This is a genomic window from Streptomyces sp. NPDC006393, assembly GCF_040628575.1.
Taxonomy (GTDB): Bacteria; Actinomycetota; Actinomycetes; order Streptomycetales; family Streptomycetaceae; genus Streptomyces.
In genome coordinates this window covers 72,379-88,034 of record NZ_JBEXZD010000002.1, presented here as the reverse complement: position 1 = coordinate 88,034, position 15,656 = coordinate 72,379, and the positions used below count along the sequence as shown (strand labels likewise).

At 73.3% G+C, this 15,656-nt stretch carries 16 protein-coding genes and 1 pseudogene; 11 read left to right on the top strand and 6 right to left on the bottom strand.

What is annotated here, in order from left to right; all coding sequences use genetic code 11:
• Positions 1–165 precede the first annotated feature (165 nt).
• A complete protein-coding gene (locus ABZ484_RS01405) occupies positions 166–1,632 on the top strand; it encodes a chloride channel protein (RefSeq protein ID WP_358863838.1) in 1,467 nt (488 codons plus the stop codon).
• A gap of 13 nt (positions 1,633–1,645) precedes the next feature.
• On the opposite strand, the gene ABZ484_RS01400 is transcribed toward ABZ484_RS01405, so the two are convergent.
• Positions 1,646–2,095: a CU044_2847 family protein gene (locus ABZ484_RS01400; protein ID WP_358863837.1), complete on the bottom strand. Its 450-nt coding sequence runs from the start codon at positions 2,093–2,095 to the stop codon at positions 1,646–1,648.
• Positions 2,096–2,207: 112 nt separating this feature from the next.
• On the opposite strand from ABZ484_RS01400, the gene ABZ484_RS01395 reads away from it, so the two are divergent.
• Together ABZ484_RS01395 and ABZ484_RS01390 are read left to right on the top strand one after the other, a co-directional pair.
• Positions 2,208–2,426 (top strand): hypothetical protein, encoded by a 219-nt coding sequence (locus tag ABZ484_RS01395; RefSeq protein ID WP_030183716.1) that lies wholly within the window; start codon positions 2,208–2,210, stop codon positions 2,424–2,426.
• 146 nt (positions 2,427–2,572) lie between these two features.
• Positions 2,573–4,078, top strand: coding sequence for an SPFH domain-containing protein (locus ABZ484_RS01390; protein ID WP_358863836.1), 1,506 nt, complete (start codon positions 2,573–2,575; stop codon positions 4,076–4,078).
• A gap of 59 nt (positions 4,079–4,137) precedes the next feature.
• On the opposite strand, the gene ABZ484_RS01385 is transcribed toward ABZ484_RS01390, so the two are convergent.
• A complete protein-coding gene (locus ABZ484_RS01385) occupies positions 4,138–4,569 on the bottom strand; it encodes a hypothetical protein (protein WP_358863835.1) in 432 nt (143 codons plus the stop codon).
• Between the two features lie 129 nt (positions 4,570–4,698).
• A complete protein-coding gene (locus ABZ484_RS01380; protein WP_358863834.1) occupies positions 4,699–5,367 on the bottom strand; it encodes a helix-turn-helix domain-containing protein in 669 nt (222 codons plus the stop codon).
• Positions 5,368–5,598: 231 nt separating this feature from the next.
• Here ABZ484_RS01380 and ABZ484_RS01375 point away from each other — a divergent pair, with 231 nt between their 5' ends.
• The gene (locus ABZ484_RS01375) at positions 5,599–6,045 is read left to right on the top strand and encodes a type II toxin-antitoxin system PemK/MazF family toxin (RefSeq protein ID WP_358863833.1); all 447 of its coding nucleotides are present in this window, start codon (positions 5,599–5,601) and stop codon (positions 6,043–6,045) included.
• Between the two features lie 52 nt (positions 6,046–6,097).
• Here ABZ484_RS01375 and ABZ484_RS01370 read toward each other — a convergent pair whose 3' ends face one another.
• Positions 6,098–6,907, bottom strand: coding sequence for a TIGR02452 family protein (locus tag ABZ484_RS01370; RefSeq protein ID WP_358863832.1), 810 nt, complete (start codon positions 6,905–6,907; stop codon positions 6,098–6,100).
• 297 nt (positions 6,908–7,204) lie between these two features.
• Here ABZ484_RS01370 and egtA point away from each other — a divergent pair, with 297 nt between their 5' ends.
• The 4 genes from egtA to egtD are packed head-to-tail and all read left to right on the top strand — an operon-like array spanning position 7,205 to position 11,653.
• On the top strand, positions 7,205–8,521 hold the full coding sequence (egtA, locus tag ABZ484_RS01365) for an ergothioneine biosynthesis glutamate--cysteine ligase EgtA (protein ID WP_358863831.1): 1,317 nt from the start codon (positions 7,205–7,207) through the stop codon (positions 8,519–8,521).
• On the top strand, positions 8,518–9,903 hold the full coding sequence (gene egtB, locus ABZ484_RS01360; protein WP_358863830.1) for an ergothioneine biosynthesis protein EgtB: 1,386 nt from the start codon (positions 8,518–8,520) through the stop codon (positions 9,901–9,903). Before egtA ends, egtB begins: the two co-directional genes overlap by 4 nt.
• Complete coding sequence (egtC, locus tag ABZ484_RS01355; RefSeq protein WP_358863829.1) at positions 9,903–10,694, top strand: ergothioneine biosynthesis protein EgtC; 792 nt, start codon at positions 9,903–9,905, stop codon at positions 10,692–10,694. The genes egtB and egtC overlap by 1 nt, the downstream gene beginning before the upstream one ends.
• The gene (gene egtD, locus ABZ484_RS01350) at positions 10,691–11,653 is read left to right on the top strand and encodes an L-histidine N(alpha)-methyltransferase (RefSeq protein WP_358863828.1); all 963 of its coding nucleotides are present in this window, start codon (positions 10,691–10,693) and stop codon (positions 11,651–11,653) included. Before egtC ends, egtD begins: the two co-directional genes overlap by 4 nt.
• A 52-nt stretch (positions 11,654–11,705) precedes the next feature.
• On the opposite strand, the gene ABZ484_RS01345 is transcribed toward egtD, so the two are convergent.
• A complete protein-coding gene (locus ABZ484_RS01345) occupies positions 11,706–12,968 on the bottom strand; it encodes an extracellular solute-binding protein (protein ID WP_358863827.1) in 1,263 nt (420 codons plus the stop codon).
• Between the two features lie 296 nt (positions 12,969–13,264).
• On the opposite strand from ABZ484_RS01345, the gene ABZ484_RS01340 reads away from it, so the two are divergent.
• Entirely contained in the window at positions 13,265–13,480 is a 216-nt protein-coding gene (locus ABZ484_RS01340) for a dodecin (protein ID WP_358863826.1), read from the top strand.
• Positions 13,481–13,537: 57 nt separating this feature from the next.
• Here ABZ484_RS01340 and ABZ484_RS01335 read toward each other — a convergent pair whose 3' ends face one another.
• Entirely contained in the window at positions 13,538–14,029 is a 492-nt protein-coding gene (locus tag ABZ484_RS01335) for a hypothetical protein (RefSeq protein WP_358863825.1), read from the bottom strand.
• A gap of 183 nt (positions 14,030–14,212) precedes the next feature.
• Here ABZ484_RS01335 and ABZ484_RS01330 point away from each other — a divergent pair, with 183 nt between their 5' ends.
• Positions 14,213–14,455, top strand: a complete 243-nt coding sequence (locus tag ABZ484_RS01330) for a hypothetical protein (RefSeq protein ID WP_358863824.1) — start codon at positions 14,213–14,215, stop codon at positions 14,453–14,455.
• Between the two features lie 135 nt (positions 14,456–14,590).
• Positions 14,591–15,588 (top strand): annotated as a pseudogene (locus tag ABZ484_RS01325) (LLM class flavin-dependent oxidoreductase).
• Positions 15,589–15,656 lie beyond the last annotated feature (68 nt).

The following is a 15,656-nucleotide window of genomic DNA, read 5'->3' as shown; positions in this document are numbered from 1 at the left end:
TCATCCCCCGTCCGGAGCTGCGAGGTTGACCTTGGCACCGGGCAGCCGTCAGGCTCTGACGTGGTGAAGGTGTCGGGCGGCGGGAGAGTACAAGTGGAAACGGGGGCGCGTGGTACGGCAGTGCGGCCGGGGCGCCGGTCGTTACGGTCCTGGGGCGCGCGGCTGATGCCCGCCGACGGTGCGGACGACTCGCCGGCGCGCTGGGTGGTGCCGGCGGTGCTGATCGGCGCGGTGGCGGGGCTGGGCGCGGCGGCGCTGTTCGGTCTGCTGCACCTGTGCACCGGCTGGTTGCTGGAATCGGTGGCCGGTTACCGGCCCTACCGGACGTCGGCGGAGGGCGGATTCCGTACGCTGGCGGGTTCCGACCGGCCGTGGCTGGTGCCGTTGGTGGCGGCGGGCGGTGCCCTGGTGGCCACGGTGTTCGCCCTGTGGCTGGCGCCGGAGGCGCGCGGTCACGGCACGGACGCCGCCATCGCCGCCGCGCACCAGGATCCGACGGGCATGCGCGGCCGGGTGACGGTGGTGAAGCTGGTGGCGTCGGCCCTGACCCTCGGCTCCGGCGGCTCGGGGGGCACGGAGGGACCGGCCGCGCAGATCTCGGCGGCGTTCGGTTCGGTCATCGCCCGGCGCACCGGCATGTCCCGGGAGCAGGCCCGTACGGCCCTGGTGATCGGGCTCGCCTCGGGGGTGGGCGCGATCTTCAGGGCGCCGCTCGGCGGGGCGCTGCTCGGGGCGGAGATGCTGTACCGCAGGGGCATGGACGCCAAGGTGCTGCCGCAGGCGCTGATCGCCTCCGTCGCGGGCTGGCTGATGTTCGGCGCGTGCTTCGGGTTCACGCCGGTGCTGGGCGCCCACCCGGGCCAGGCGGTGAGCGGCGTGGGCGAGTTCGCCCTGGTGGCCGTGGTCGGGCTGGTCGCGGGCGGCGCGGGCCGGCTGTACACGGGGTGCTTCTACGCGGTGCACACGCGGGTGGAGAAACGGGCGCGCGGGCCGCTCGCCAGGATCGCCGCGCCGACGTTCGCCGCGCTGCTGGTCGGCGGGCTGGGGTTGCTGGTGCCGGGCGTGCTGGGCACGGGGTACGGCCTGATGGAGGCCGTGACCCAGCGTCAGCTGCTGATGGACCTGCCGCTGGCCGTGGTCCTGGCCCTGCCGCTGGCGAAGATCGTGGGTACGGCGCTGACGGTCGGCTCGGGCGGTTCGGGCGGCATCTTCGGGCCGGGCATGGTGGTGGGCGCCGGTGTGGGCGCGGCGCTGTGGCGGCTGGCGGAACCGCTCGGAATCGCTCCGCACAGCCCGCTGGTGCCGGTGGCGGTCGGGATGGCGGCCTGTCTGGGGTCCGTGGCCCACGCTCCTCTCGGGGTGCTGGTGATGGTGGCGGAGATGCTGGGCGACGCCTCGCTCCTCGGGCCTGGCATTCTGGCGGTGCTGTGCGCCCAGTCGGTCACCGGGCGGACGACGCTCTACCGGAGCCAGCTGGAGCGGGTCGGGGCCGTGCCGAGCCTGGTGAAGGTGGCGGGGCCCCCGGAGGACGCCGTGCCTGCGACGCAGCCCACGCGGGTGGCTCCCATGCGCCGGGAGCCGACGGATGCGGACCCTGTGGCGATCAAGTCGACGGATCCGATGCCGAAGTGATCCGGGCGCCGGCTCAGGCGTCGGCTGCGGCTGCGGCTGCGGCTTGGGCCGTGTCTCCGGTCGCGTCGGTCGCGTGAGGTGTGTCCGTCGTCCCCTCGTCCTCCTCTTCGTCCTCGTCCTGGTTCGCCCGCCCGTCCGGAGCGGCGTTCTCCCAGACCACCTTCACCTTCAGATGCCCCTCGACGCCGGTGCGCGCGATGACCGCGCCCGCCTCCACGCTGAACTTCACCCCGAACTCCAGCTCCACCGTGGACGGTGCGGCCGGCATCGAGGTGATCCGGCGCAGGGTGCGGGCCGCCACGTCGCGGATCTGGTCGAGGCCGTGCTCGAATCCGTCCACCGCCTGAGGCGGGGCGCCGCCACGCCGCCGTACGCGCTCCACTCCGGAGTCGTCCTCGGCCACCTCGACGTACACCCCCGCCGAGCCCTCCCCCAGCTCGAACCGCACCAGTTCGTCGGACATGCTCCCCCTTCCCCTCGCCGTGTCCGGTGCCCCGGGGTTCCCCGGGGCACCAGTACGAGCACCTACCCTCCGCCCTCCTGCCTGATGCCCCGGCAGGATCTAGGCTGCGGCCATGGAGGACGCGGGGATGGTCGGCTTGATGGGGCGTGTCACCGGTACCGTCGGGCCGGGGCTGGTCGGCGAGGTGATCGTCCGGGTGCGCGGCGGCGCCGAGCACTTCCTCGCCTACGCCGCCGACGGCAAGGGCCGGCTCGAGCGGGGCACGGTGGTGATGGTGGTGGAGTACCTGCCGCCCCGGACCGTCTACGTCGAGGCGGTGTACGACAGTTGAGCCCGCTCCGTCGCGGATGAGAGCGCAGGTGAGAGCCGTACGCGTCAAGATTGCAACAAGGACGCGCCGGTGTCTTCACCGCGGGCCGGCCGAGGAGCACACTCCCTTCGTTCGGTGCCGAACGGGCACCAACCCAAAGGGGGCGCATGCCGATGATCGTCGGCGTCGTGGCGGGGGTGGCGGTCGTCGCCGTCCTCGTCCTGATCGGTCTGTTCAAGCTGATGTGGCGGGTCGCCGAACCCAACGAGGCACTGATCATCTCGGGTTCCAAGCACCGGACCGAGGGCCTCGAGGAGGGCATGGGGTTCCGCATCGTCACCGGGCGCGGCACGCTGGTGCTGCCCGGGGTGCAGGTGGTGCGCAAGCTCTCGCTCGACCTGAACGAGACCGAACTGCACGTGGACTGCGTGACCCACCAGGGCATTCCGCTCAAGGTGCGAGGCGTGGTCATCTTCAAGGTGGGCGACGACTTCGTGTCGATCGCGAACGCGGCCCGCCGATTCCTGGACCAGCAGAAGCTGATGTCGGAGCGGGTGCACAACGTCTTCGCCGGTCATCTGCGCTCGATCGTGGGCGGGTTGACGGTGGAGGACATGATCCGCGACCGGGAGAAGCTGACCGGGCAGACCCGGGCGGCCTGCGGCACGGAGATGGAGAAGCTCGGCCTGATCGTGGACTCGCTGCAGATCCACGAGATCGAGGACCCGACCGGCTACATCCAGAATCTCGCGATGCCGCACGCGGCGGCCGTCCAGCGGGACGCGCGGATCGCGCAGGCCGAGGCCAACCGGCTGGCCACCGAGGCGGAGCAGCAGTCGTTCGCGCGGATGGCCGAGGCCACCCGGGACAGCGAGATCCTCCAGGCCGGCTACCAGGCCGAGCGGGACAAGGCGGCCGCGAAGGCCCGCCAGGCCGGCCCGCTCGCCGATGCCGGCGCCCGGCAGGAGGTGGTCGTCCAGGAGACGCGGGTCGCCGAACTGGAGGCGCACCGGCGCGAGCAGCAGCTCCAGGCGGACGTACGCAAGCCGGCGGACGCCAAGGCGTACGAGAAGCGGACGCTCGCCGAGGCCGAGCGGGACGCGCGGATCTCGGCGGCGCAGGCGAAGGCCAAGGAGACGGAGCTCGCGGCGGCGGCCGAGGCGACCCGGGTGAAGACGGCCGCGGGCGCGGAGGCGGAGGCCACCAAGACCCGGGGTGCGGCGACCGCCGCGGCCACCCGGGCCACCGGTGAGGCCGAGGCGGCGGCCGCGCAGGCGAAGGGCCTGGCGGACGCCGAGGCGACCAAGGCCAAGGGTCTGGCGGAGGCGGAGGCCATCAAGGCCCGGGCCGCGGCCCTCGCCGAGAACCAGGAGGCCGTCGTCGCCCAGCAACTCGCCGAGAACTGGCCGGAGATCGTCCAGGCGGGCGCCTCCGCCTTCGGCAACGTCGACAACATGGTGCTGCTCAACGGCGCCGACGGCATGGCCGACCTGTTCGCCAAGGCGCTCACCATGGGCGGCACCGGGCTGGGCCTGGCCCGCCAGCTGCTGGCGTCCATGAACCAGAACGGCTCGACCAGCAACGGCCAGGGCGGGAGCGGCGCTTCGCCGTCCCTGAACGGGAGCGTGCCGCCCCCGGTGCAGAAGGTCCCGGTGGACGGGGGCGAGAGCTGACCGGACCGTACCGGAGCACACGTGTGGGGCCTCCTTCCGGAGGGCCCCACACGCGTCGCTCACACCGTCAGCAGGCTGATTCCCAGGGCGATCAGCACGGCGACCTTGGCGACCTCCAGGACCACGTAGGCCAGGTGGCCCCGCGAGCGGGGGCCGTCGTCCTCGCCCGCCAGGACGCGGTCGGACCTGCGGTTGAGACGGGGCCGGACGAAGACCAGCTGGGCCAGGAGCAGGACGGCCACGGCCGCGGTCAGCGCGAGGACGCGGTTCGGGGCGTCGCCGACGGCCGTCGCGACGATGACGACGGCGGCCAGGGCGGCCTCCACCAGGTTCAGCGCCCGGAAGACCAGTCGGCCGATGCCCAGGCCGATGGGGATGGTCACACCGGGGGCGCGGAACTTCAGCGGTGCCTCCAGGAAGGAGATGGCCAGCACCATGCCGAGCCAGACGAAGGTGACCGCGCTCGCCGTGGCGGCCGACGTGGTGTTCATCGATGTGTGCCTCTCTGCCGGGGCGCGGGCCCACGGCCTGCTCACTTCACGGGGACTTCAGAAACTTCAGGGACTTCAGGGGGCTTCAGGAGGGTCCGGGAGGGCTCAGGGGGTCAGGGGCTCAGGGGGTCAGGGCGCCTCGAGGGACGTCATATGGGCCAGGCAGGAATCAGGTTCGGCGAAGGGTTCCAGGCCGGTCGCGGTCAGCGGGGCCCGGAGCCCGGCCAGCGCCCCCTGCATCAGCCCCAGATGGACCGGGCACACCAACGAGCCGTACTCCTCGGCCAGTTCCAGGAACGGGCAGTGCCGCAGCCGGATCCGCGCCGGCGGTTCCCCCGTGCCGCTCCCCTCGGGCACCGGGTCGAAGCCCAGGTCGTCCAGCAGGGCGACCAGACGCCCTGTCGCCTCCTCGGCGCTCGGCTCCCGGAAGGGCGGCAGCGGATCGACCAGGTACCGCCCCCACGCACGGCCCGCCTCCGTCGCGGCCGACCGGGCCTCGGGACCCCCGGAGGCCAACTGGCTGAGCAGGATCTGCGCCAGCAGGCGGTAGCCGCGCGTTCCGCCGCGGTCCATGCCGGGCTGCGGGACGTAGACGGTCCGGGGACGGCCGGGTCCCGAGGGCTTCTCGATCCGCCGCTCGACCAGCCCCTCGGCCACCATGGCGTCCAGGTGGAACCGCACGGTGTTGGGGTGGACCCCGATCCGCTCGGCCGTCTCCGTGACGCCCAGCGGCCCGGCGGCCGCGCGCAGCACGTCCAGCACCTCGCGCCGGCGAGGGCTCCGCCGTGTGGTGGCCACGCCTGCTCACCCCTTCTCAGCTGCGGCGATTTTCTACGAAACTCACTTGGAACAATCGTAGGCCACGCCTCGGAGCCGACGGAGAGAGGGGTAGCGCAGGACGCTGCACGTCGCCTCCGGCGGCGCCGTGCCCGGCATGCGCATCCGTCGGCCGAGCGAGGTGTCCTGACAGGGAATCAGCACCGCATGCCCGGTGTCCCGGCGCGCACGCGCACGCTCTAGGGTGCCCCCGTGACTGCCTTCACCGATGACGAGGTCCCGGGCCGCTACGGCCCCACCGCCACCACTGAGGCCGACCCGCGCTCGGTCGGCCGGGTGCGCACCGAGTACGCGCCCGCGCACGACGGCGACCCTGACCCCGGGGAGATCGTCTGGACCTGGGTGCCCTTCGAGGAGAACGACGGGCGGGGCAAGGACCGTCCGGTACTGGTGGTGGCGCGGGAGGCGGCCGGGACCCTGCTCGCCGTCCAGCTGTCCAGCAAGGCGCACGACGGCGACCGGGAGTGGGTGCCGATCGGGAACGGGCCTTGGGACCGGTCGGGACGCGACTCCTGGGTGGACGTCGACCGGGTGCTGCGGCTGCACGAGGACGGCATGCGGCGCGAGGCGTGCGCGCTGGACCGGATGCGCTTCAACTCGGTGGTGCACCGGCTGCGGGAGCGGTACGGCTGGAGCTGAGGCTCGAACTTGGGTTCGAACTCAGGTCGACATCGAGATCCAGGCTCCGGATTCAGGCGAACGCTCGTACGAACGCCTCGCGGACCAGGCCGTCCCGGGTGCGGTCCAGCACCCCGAACACCACGTGTTCGAAGGCGTCCGCGAAACGCCCGCCGGGGCTGAGCAGTGCCCGGAAGGCGCTCGCCACCTGCGCCGGGTCGTTGCGGAACACTCCACAGCCCCACGCGCCCAGCACCAGCCGCCGGTAGCCGTGCGCGGCGGCCGTCTCCAGCACCCGCTCGGCGCGGACGGCCAGGGCGCGCGGCAGTTCACCGGCGCGCTCCGGGGCGTCGCGCAGCAGCACCCCCGCGTTCGGCGCGGCGGCGGTCAGGAAGCCGGCGGTGTACGGCTCGTCCAGCAGCCGGTGCCCGTCGTCGCGGAAGACGGGCACCGCCGGTGAGTGGATCACCCGATCGGAGTAGAGCGGGTCACGGCGGGCCCGATGGCGGTCGTAGAACTCCCTGGCCGTGAGCAGGCAGGTGTGCAGGGCGGAGGCGCGGCACAGGGCCTCCTCCTGGGCCTGGGCGCCGTTGAGGTAGCCGCCGCCGGGGTTGCGGGCCGAGGCGAAGTTCAGGACGGCCACCGGGGGGCCGGAGAGCCGTCGTGCCGCCGCCAGGCTGCTCTCGCCCGTGACCTCGACGGACGTCGCGACCGGGGTCCAGCGCGGTACGGGCACCGGCTCCGGGCCGTACACGCGGGTGCCCTGCCGGGCGGCCTCGACGGCCGCCGCGATCCGCACCTCGCGTCCGTCGGCGGCGCGGTAGGCGCCCGCCATCACGATCTGCTCCGTCTGCTGCGCGATCCCGCGCAGGCGCGCGCTCATGGCGCCACCCCCGTACGCGCCACGACCGCGCGCCGCGCGGCCTCCCCCGTCGTGCTCATGCACGCATCGTGGGCGATCCTGAACGTGCGGTGCAAACGGGTTTTTGGGACGTGAGGCTCCCTGTGGGCCCCGTGAAGCGCCGGCAAACATCGCGGAAACGGAGATTTCAGGGCAGGATTGTCACGATCTGCACCCTTGTGCGAATCGGCCGCAGGGTCTTGGGTGGGACGGTATGACTCCGTCCCGGCCCACCGATCCCGGGCCGGTGGCATGGTGGAATCTCAGGAGGATCCCGACATGTCAGATTCGCCCGCCGCCCCGGCGAGCGGCTGTACGCAGGGCCGTACGGCCCTCACCGAGGCCGAGGTCGAGGCACTGGTCAGCGGCATCTGCTTCAAGACCGGACCACCGCGCACCGTCGGCGTCGAGGTGGAGTGGCTCGTCCACGAGCTGCGTACTCCGCACGTCCCCGTCGCACCCGAACGTCTGGAAGCGGCCTACGCCGCACTGCGGACCGTGCCCCTGAGGTCGGCGCTCACCGTCGAACCCGGCGGCCAGCTGGAGCTGAGCTCGCCGCCCGCCGCCTCCCTGATGGAGTGCATCGGCACCGTCTCCGCCGACCTCGACGCCGTCCGTGCCGTACTGGCCGAGGGCGGCCTCCGCCTCGTCGGCATCGGCCACGACCCCTGGCACACGCCCCGCAGGTTCCTGCGCGAGCGGCGCTACGACGCCCTCGAGACCTGCCTGGACCGCGGCGGCCCGGCCGGCCGGCACATGATGTGCACCACGGCATCCGTGCAGGTGTGCCTGGACGCCGGCCACGAGGAGCCGGGACCGCTGGGCCATGTGCGGCGGTGGTGGCTCGCACACCAGCTGGGCCCCGTCCTGGTGGCCGTGTTCGCCAACTCCCCGCTGCTCGGACGCCGGCCCACGGGCTGGCTCTCCACCCGGCAGCTGCTGTGGACCGAGATAGGCCCCGGCCGGGCGGGCGCTCCCCCGCTGGACGGTGCTCCGCGCACCGCGTGGGCGCGGCATGTGCTGGACGCGCCGGTGATGTGCGTCCGCGACGACAGCGGGCCGTGGCAGGTGCCCGAGGCGCTGACGTTCCGGGACTGGATCCGCTCGGGCCGGCCGCGGCCGCCGACGAGAGACGACCTCGAGTACCACATGACCACGCTGTTCCCTCCGGTCAGGCCGCGCGGCCACCTGGAGCTGCGCATGATCGACGCCCAGCCCGGCGACGACGGGTGGATCGTGCCGCTCGCGGTGACGACGGCGCTCTTCGACGACCCGGAGGCGGCGGAGACCGCGTACCGGGCGGTGAAACCGCTCGCCGAGCGGACCCTCGCCCTGCCGGCGCCGCACAATCCGCTGTGGACCGACGCCGCCCGCACCGGGCTCGCCGACCCGGAGCTGCACGAGGCGGCGATCGCCTGCTTCGTCGCCGCCCTGGAGGCACTGCCCCGGATCGGCGCCACCGCCGAGGTCACCGACGCCGTCGCGACGTTCCTGGACCGCTACGTCCTCAAGGGTCGCGCTCCCGCCGACGACCTGCTCGACCGACTGCGCGGCCCGGACCGCCGTCGCCCCCACGGGAAGGACATCCGCACATGACCGACCCCGCATCCGGCACCGCGCCCGACACCACCCGGGACTCCGGGCCCGAGCCCGCGTCCGGCCCCTCATACGACCCCGAGACGCTGCGGGAGCGGGTGCTCGGTTCGCTCACCACGGCCCGGGACCGCACCACCCTGCTGACCACCTGCGTCGAGGAGCCCGATCTCACCGCCCAGCACTCGCCGCTGATGTCCCCCCTGGTGTGGGACCTCGCGCACATCGGCAACCAGGAGGAGCTGTGGCTGCTGCGCGCGGTCGGCGGCCGGGAGGCCATGCGACCGGAGATCGACGGCCTGTACGACGCCTTCGAGCACCCGCGTGCCGAACGTCCCTCGCTGCCGCTGCTGGCACCCGACGAGGCCCGCTCGTACGCCGCCGAGGTGCGCGGCCGGGTGATGGACGTCCTGGAGTCCACCGCGTTCCACGGGACGCGGCTGACCGAGGCGGGCTTCGCCTTCGGGATGATCGCCCAGCACGAACAGCAGCACGACGAGACGATGCTGATCACCCATCAGCTGCGCCGGGGCCCGCAGGCCCTGACCGCATCCGACCCGGATCCGGCGCCTCTGTTCACCGGACCGGCGGAAGTGCTGGTCCCCGGCGGCCCGTTCACCATGGGCACCTCCACCGAGCCGTGGGCGCTGGACAACGAGCGGCCCGCGCACGTGCGCGAGGTGGCGCCGTTCTGGATCGACACCACCCCGGTCACGAACGGCGCGTACACGGCGTTCATCGAGGACGGCGGCTACGACGACCCGCGCTGGTGGGCGCCGGACGGCTGGACCCACATACGGCGGCACGAGATCGACGCGCCGCTGTTCTGGCGCCGTGACGCCGGGCAGTGGCTCCGGCGCCGCTTCGGCGTCACCGAGGCCGTGCCGGCCGACGAGCCGGTGCTGCACGTGTGCTGGTACGAGGCCGACGCGTACGCCCGCTGGGCGGGGCGCCGGCTGCCCACCGAGGCCGAGTGGGAGAAGGCGGCGCGCCACGACCCGGCCCGCGACCGCTCGACACGCTACCCGTGGGGCGACGCCGACCCGGCCCCGGAGCACGCCAACCTCGGCCAGCGGCACCTGCGCCCGGCCCCGGCCGGCAGCTATCCGGCCGGCCAGTCGCCGCTGGGCGTACGGCAGTTGATCGGTGACGTGTGGGAGTGGACGGCGAGCGACTTCCTGCCGTACCCGGGGTTCGTCGCGTTTCCGTACAAGGAGTACTCGGAGGTGTTCTTCGGGCCCGAGTACAAGGTGCTGCGCGGCGGTTCGTTCGCCGTGGACCCGGTGGCCTGCCGGGGTACGTTCCGCAACTGGGACTATCCCGTCCGGCGGCAGATCTTCTCCGGGTTCCGCACGGCCCGCTCGGCCGAGCGGGGAGACACCTGATGTGCCGTCACCTGGCGTACGTGGGAGACGAGGAGCCGATCGGCCGGCTCCTCGTGGAACCGCCGCACGGCCTGTACCGGCAGTCGTGGGCGCCCAGGCAGCAGCGGTACGGGACGGTCAACGCCGACGGCTTCGGCGTCGGCTGGTACGCCGCGGGCGACCCGGTGCCGGCCCGCTACCGCCGGGCCGGGCCCGTGTGGGCGGACCTGTCCTTCACCGACCTGGCCCGGGTCGTGCGCACCACCGCGCTGCTGGCCGCCGTACGGGACGCGACCCTGGCGGGCGCGGACGCGGAGGCCGCGGCGGCGCCGTTCGCCGCGGGCCGGTGGCTGTTCAGCCACAACGGAGCCGTCCCCGGCTGGCCGGGCTCGCTCGCGGGCCTCGCCCGCACCCTGCCGGCCCAGGACCTGCTGTCGCTGGAGGCCCGCAACGACTCCGCGCTCGTCTGGGCACTGGCACTGGCCCGGCTGCGCGGCGGCGACGAGCCGGGTCAGGCGCTCGCCGACACCGTCGCGGAGGTGGCCTCGGCCGCCCCCGGCGCCCGGCTCAACCTGCTGCTCACCGACGGCGGGACGATCACCGCGACCGCCTGGGGCGACACCCTGTGGTACCTCGCCGAGCCCGGCCGGAGCGCGGTCGTGGCCTCCGAACCGTACGACGACGATCCGCGCTGGCTCCAGGTCCCCGACCGCACACTGCTCGTGGCGAGCCGCCAGGACGTCCTGCTCACCCCGCTCAAGGACCTCACCGAGGACCTGGCATCCGCACCATCCGAGGAGCCGAGCCGTTGAGTCCGTTCCACGTCACCCGCACCCTGCCCGAGGACGCCATGGCCGCCGCCCTGCGCGCCGACGTCCTGCACGGCCTGACCTCCGATCCCAAGACCCTGCCGCCGAAGTGGTTCTACGACGCGCACGGCAGCGACCTGTTCGAGCAGATCACCGAACTGCCCGAGTACTACCCGACCCGCGCCGAGCGCGAGATCCTCGTCGAACGGGCGCACGAGATCGCCGCGGCGCTGCCCGCCCGCACACTCGTCGAGCTGGGCTCCGGTTCCTCGGAGAAGACGCGCCACCTGCTCGACGCGCTGACCGGCCTGCACAGCTACGTGCCGGTCGACGTCAGCGAGAGCGCGCTGGAGCACGCCGGGCAGGCCCTGGCCGCCGAGCGTCCGGGGCTGAACGTGCACGCGCTGATCGCGGACTTCACCGCCGGACTCGCGCTGCCCGACACGCCCGGTCCCCGGCTGCTGGCCTTCCTCGGCGGCACGATCGGCAACCTGCTGCCCGAGGAGCGCGCCGGCTTCCTGGCCGGGGTGCGGGCCCTGCTCTCCCCCGGTGACGCGCTGCTGCTCGGTACGGACCTGGTGAAGGACGAGGCCGTGCTGGTGCGGGCGTACGACGACGCGGCCGGGGTGACGGCGGCCTTCGACAAGAACGTCCTGACCGTCGTCAACCGCGAACTGGGCGCCGACTTCGACCCGGACGCCTTCGACCACGTGGCGGTGTGGGACGCCGGCCACGAGTGGATCGAGATGCGCCTGCGCTCCCGCACCGCCCAGACCGTGAAGGTCCCCGCCCTCGACCTCGCCGTCCACTTCGCCCCAGGCGAGGAACTGCGCACCGAGGTCTCGGCGAAGTTCCGCCGAGAGGGGGTGAAAGCCGAACTGGCCGCCGCCGCCCTGGACCTGACCCGCTGGTGGACCGACACCGACGACCGCTTCGCGCTGTCGCTGAGCGTGGCGCGGTGACCAGTGACCGGTGACCGGTGGTGACCGGTCACCGCTGATCCAGGCCGACAGGTCAGCCCAGGCCGGGGGCCAGCTGTTCGGTGATGCGCCGGGAGGCCTGGCGGGCCGCGGTGTGCGGGTCGGCTCCGTTGAGCACCTTGGTCATGTACTCCTTGATCGGGTTGTCTGCCTCGACGGCCGCCCACTGCGGCGTACTGGGGGTCGCCCGGCCGTGCGCGGCGCCGGCCGCCATGGCGGCGACCGCCTCCTCGCCGGCGACGGCCGGGGCGAGCGTCGTCTTGTTGGGGACGTAGTTCATCGTGCGGGCCAGGTCGGTGTCCCACTTGGCGCCGGTCAGGGCCGCGACGACGGCGACGGCGGCGTCCCGGTCGTCGGTGTTCCTCGGTACGACGAAGTCGGAGCCGCCGGTGAAGACCGCGCCCGGCCGTCCGGCGGTCTTCCCGGGCACGGGGAAGAAGCCCAGCTCGTCCTTGAGGGCGGGGTTCTTCTGCACGATGGCCTGGACGACGCCGGGCACGGCCACGATCTGCGCCACCTTCCCGCCCGCGAACACATCGGCCTGCGGCGGGTGCTCCTCGTCGGCGTCGGCCGGGCCGTTCCCGAGCTCTTGCAGCCGCCGGTAGAAGTCCATGCCGCGCAGGGCGGCCGGGGTGTCCAGGGTGCCCTTCCAGGTGTTGGTGGACTGCTTGGCGAGGTCGCCGCCCTCGTCCCAGATGAAGCCGGACAGCGTGTACCAGTCCTGCCCGGCCAGGTAGATGCCCTGGTTGCCGCCCGAGTCGAGTTTCTGGGTGTCGGCGAGCCACTCGTCCCGGGTGCGGGGCGGGGAGGTGATGCCCGCCTTCTCGAACAGGTCCTTGCGGTAGATCACCACCCGGCTGGCGGCGTACCAGGGGATGCCGAACTGCGCGGAGTTGTCCAGCCCCGGCTCGGCGAGGCCGGGCAGCCAGTCCTGCATGCCCCAGTCCCGCATCGACTCCAGGGTCAGGTTGGTCAGCCGGCCTCCCTCCACGTACTGGGCGACCTGTGTGTTGCCGACCTCGATGACGTCGGGGCCGTCGTCGGCGGAAGTCGCCGAGAGCGCGGCCTGCACCTTCGGGCCGATGCCGGTCCACTGCTGGATACGGATGTCGAGGCGCAGATCGTCGTGGCTGCGTTCGAAGTCCTCGGTGAAGCGGCGCAGGAAGTCCTGCGACGCGCTGCCCTGCATCAGCCACACGGTCACGGTGTGCCGCCCGCCTCCGCCGCCGGGCAGCACACCGCAGGCACTGACCAGGGAGGCGGACGCGCAGACGAGGGCGAGAAGGCGACGTCTCACGAAGGGTCCTTTTCTGTCTGTGGACTTCTGTCTGTGGACAGGGAAGATCCCGACGTGGGGGGCCGAGCAGAAGGCTCGCACGGGCGTGCTGGGATTTTGGTATGGACCAATACGTAGGTCAAGTGGTGGACCGGTGACAGTCCGCACATCTCGCGATCCGCCACCGCATACGGCACGGTGGAGTGACGTGGGACACGCCCGTCACCGGCGTGTCACCGACGGGTGTGAGGTCCCCAGTCGTCGTCACCGTCCACGGCGCCCGGCATCCCGGCGCCGTCCGCGAGAGGAGCACCCGCATGACCAACCACATCTACCGGGTCACCGAGATCGTCGGCAGTTCGCACGAGGGGGTGGACGACGCCATCCGCAACGCCGTCACCCGTGCCTCGCAGACCCTGCGCAACCTGGACTGGTTCGAGGTGACCCAGGTCAGGGGCCAGATCGAGAACGGGCGGATCGAGCACTACCAGGTGGGGCTCAAGCTCGGCTTCCGGATCGAGGACGCGGACTGAGGAGATTCAGGACGCGGACGGGGGCGGCCGGGTCACGGCGGGCCGCCCCGGCACCGGTCAGGTCCGCCCCTCGCGCTCCTGCGCGATCTTCAGCTCGGCGGAGGGGGCCGCCCAGCGGGCGCGCAGGACGCGGAAGCCCGCCCCTTCGGCGTCCGCGCACACCAGCTCGTCGTCGTCCACGAGGACGCGGATCTCCCGGGTACGGGCGAGCCGGCGCAGGGTCTCCAGCTTGGTGCGGCGGGCCGGCCTGCGGTCGTCGTCGCGCCGCATGTGCACGCGTCCCTCGGGCAGCCCGTGGGCGGCGAGCCAGTCGAGGGTGTCCCGGCGGCACCGCTCGGGCCGCCCGGTGAGGTAGACGACCTCGCATTCGCGGGCACTGTCCAGGGCGAGCCGTACGCCCTCGGCGAGCGGCGGATCCTGGGGCGCGGCGGCGAAGAAGGCGTCCCAGTCCCGGGGCCGCTGCTCGAGGAACCGCTGCCGGTGGGCCGTGTCGGCGAGGGTGTTGTCCAGATCGAACACGGCGACGGGCCGCTGACTGCTCTCCTTCACACGCACAGCCTAGGGGGTGTCTCGTCGATCGGGCCGGATCAGGGAGCCACCGCGAGCCCGGCATGATCGGCGAGGCACCCCCTCGGGCGCGCGCCCGCCCGGCGGAGCGGACACGCTGCCGTCCGCCTCCGTACGGCGTGCCGTCCGGATGCGGGGGCGGGCGCCGCGCCCGATGCTGGGAACATGTCCGGATCACTGCCCGTGACCGTGCACCCGCCCTCGCCGACGGGCGGCCGGCGCGTCCGTGTGGACGGCGAGATCCTGGGGCTGGCGTACAGCATCGCGGATGTCGCCGAGTTCCTGCGCCGGGCCGGCCTCGAGGTCGACCCCGCGGAGGTCACGGTGTCCCCGCTGATCGACTGGCGCGGCGTCGGCCCCGAGTACTGGGGCCCGGAGACGGACGGCACCTCCCCCGGCTCCGGCTGACCCCGCCGCGCCGCACGGCTTGCCCCGGAGCACCCCAGGCCGGCCCCACGGCACCGCTCGCCGCCCACAGTGCCGCACGGGAATGCCCACAGCGCCGCCCAAGAATCACGGGCGCGTCCCCGCGTTGAACCGGGTGTGAGTTCCCTGATCGCGGCCACCCGCTTCTCCGTCCTGGACCGCTCCCGCACGCGTGAGGGCCACCCGCCCTCCGAGGCGCTGCGCGACACCGTGCGGCTGGCGCGGGAGGTGGAGCGCCTCGGCTACCACCGGTTCTGGGTCTCGGAGCACCACGGCGTGCCCGGCGTCGCCGGATCCGCGCCGACGGTGCTGGCCGCCGCCGTGGCGGGCGCGACCCGCGCGATCCGGGTGGGCACCGGCGGCGTGATGCTGCCCAACCACCAGCCGCTGGTGGTGGCCGGCAGTTCGGTGTGCTGGAGTCGCTGTACCCGGGGCGCATCGACATGGGCCTCGGCCGTTCCGTCGGCTTCACCGACGGCGTCCGCAGGGCCCTGGGACGGGACAGGCACGCCGCCGAGGACTTCGCGGCGCAGCTGACCGAACTGCTCGGCTGGTTCGAGGGCACGTCCCCGACGGGGGTGCGCGCACGGCCCGCCGAGGGTCTGCGCGTGCCGCCGTTCGTGCTGGCGATGGGCGAGGGCGCCGCCATCGCGGCCCGCGCGGGCCTGCCCATGGTCATCGGCGACCTGCGCGACCGGGAGAAGATGCTGCGCGGCATCGAGCGGTACCGCGAGGCCTTCCGCCCCTCCCCGTGGGCGCGGGAGCCGTACGTCGTGATCTCCGGCTCGGTCGCGGTGGCCGGCACCCCCGAGGAGGCCCGCCGGCTCCTGGTCCCGGAGGCCTGGTCCATGGCCCACGCCCGCACCCACGGCACGTTCCCGCCGCTGCCGCCCGCCGAGCGCGTCGAGTCCCTGCCGATGACCGCGAAGGAACGCGGCTTCTACGACTCCGGCCTGACCGGCCACCTCGCGGGCACCGGGGAACAGGTCGCCGGGGAGCTGGAGACGGTGCTGAAGGAGACGGGCGCCCAGGAGGTCCTGCTCACCACCAGTACCTACGATCGCGAGGCGCTGCTGGACTCCTACCGGCGGCTGGCACGGCTCTTCGGCGCCTGACGGCGGCCCCGGGGCGGGTTTGACCCTCGACCTGGTCGAGGGCCCAGGGTTGCGGGTGTGGAGAGCGA

Bases quoted from the DNA above. Each gene is read 5' to 3' on its own strand.
- ABZ484_RS01405 (WP_358863838.1), top strand. From the start codon at position 166: ATGCCCGCCGACGGTGCGGACGACTCGCCGGCGCGCTGGGTGGTGCCG.
- ABZ484_RS01400 (WP_358863837.1), bottom strand. From the start codon at position 2,095: ATGTCCGACGAACTGGTGCGGTTCGAGCTGGGGGAGGGCTCGGCGGGG.
- ABZ484_RS01395 (WP_030183716.1), top strand. From the start codon at position 2,208: ATGGAGGACGCGGGGATGGTCGGCTTGATGGGGCGTGTCACCGGTACC.
- ABZ484_RS01390 (WP_358863836.1), top strand. From the start codon at position 2,573: ATGCCGATGATCGTCGGCGTCGTGGCGGGGGTGGCGGTCGTCGCCGTC.
- ABZ484_RS01385 (WP_358863835.1), bottom strand. From the start codon at position 4,569: ATGAACACCACGTCGGCCGCCACGGCGAGCGCGGTCACCTTCGTCTGG.
- ABZ484_RS01370 (WP_358863832.1), bottom strand. From the start codon at position 6,907: ATGAGCGCGCGCCTGCGCGGGATCGCGCAGCAGACGGAGCAGATCGTG.
- egtA (WP_358863831.1), top strand. From the start codon at position 7,205: ATGTCAGATTCGCCCGCCGCCCCGGCGAGCGGCTGTACGCAGGGCCGT.
- egtB (WP_358863830.1), top strand. From the start codon at position 8,518: ATGACCGACCCCGCATCCGGCACCGCGCCCGACACCACCCGGGACTCC.
- egtC (WP_358863829.1), top strand. From the start codon at position 9,903: ATGTGCCGTCACCTGGCGTACGTGGGAGACGAGGAGCCGATCGGCCGG.
- ABZ484_RS01340 (WP_358863826.1), top strand. From the start codon at position 13,265: ATGACCAACCACATCTACCGGGTCACCGAGATCGTCGGCAGTTCGCAC.
- ABZ484_RS01330 (WP_358863824.1), top strand. From the start codon at position 14,213: ATGTCCGGATCACTGCCCGTGACCGTGCACCCGCCCTCGCCGACGGGC.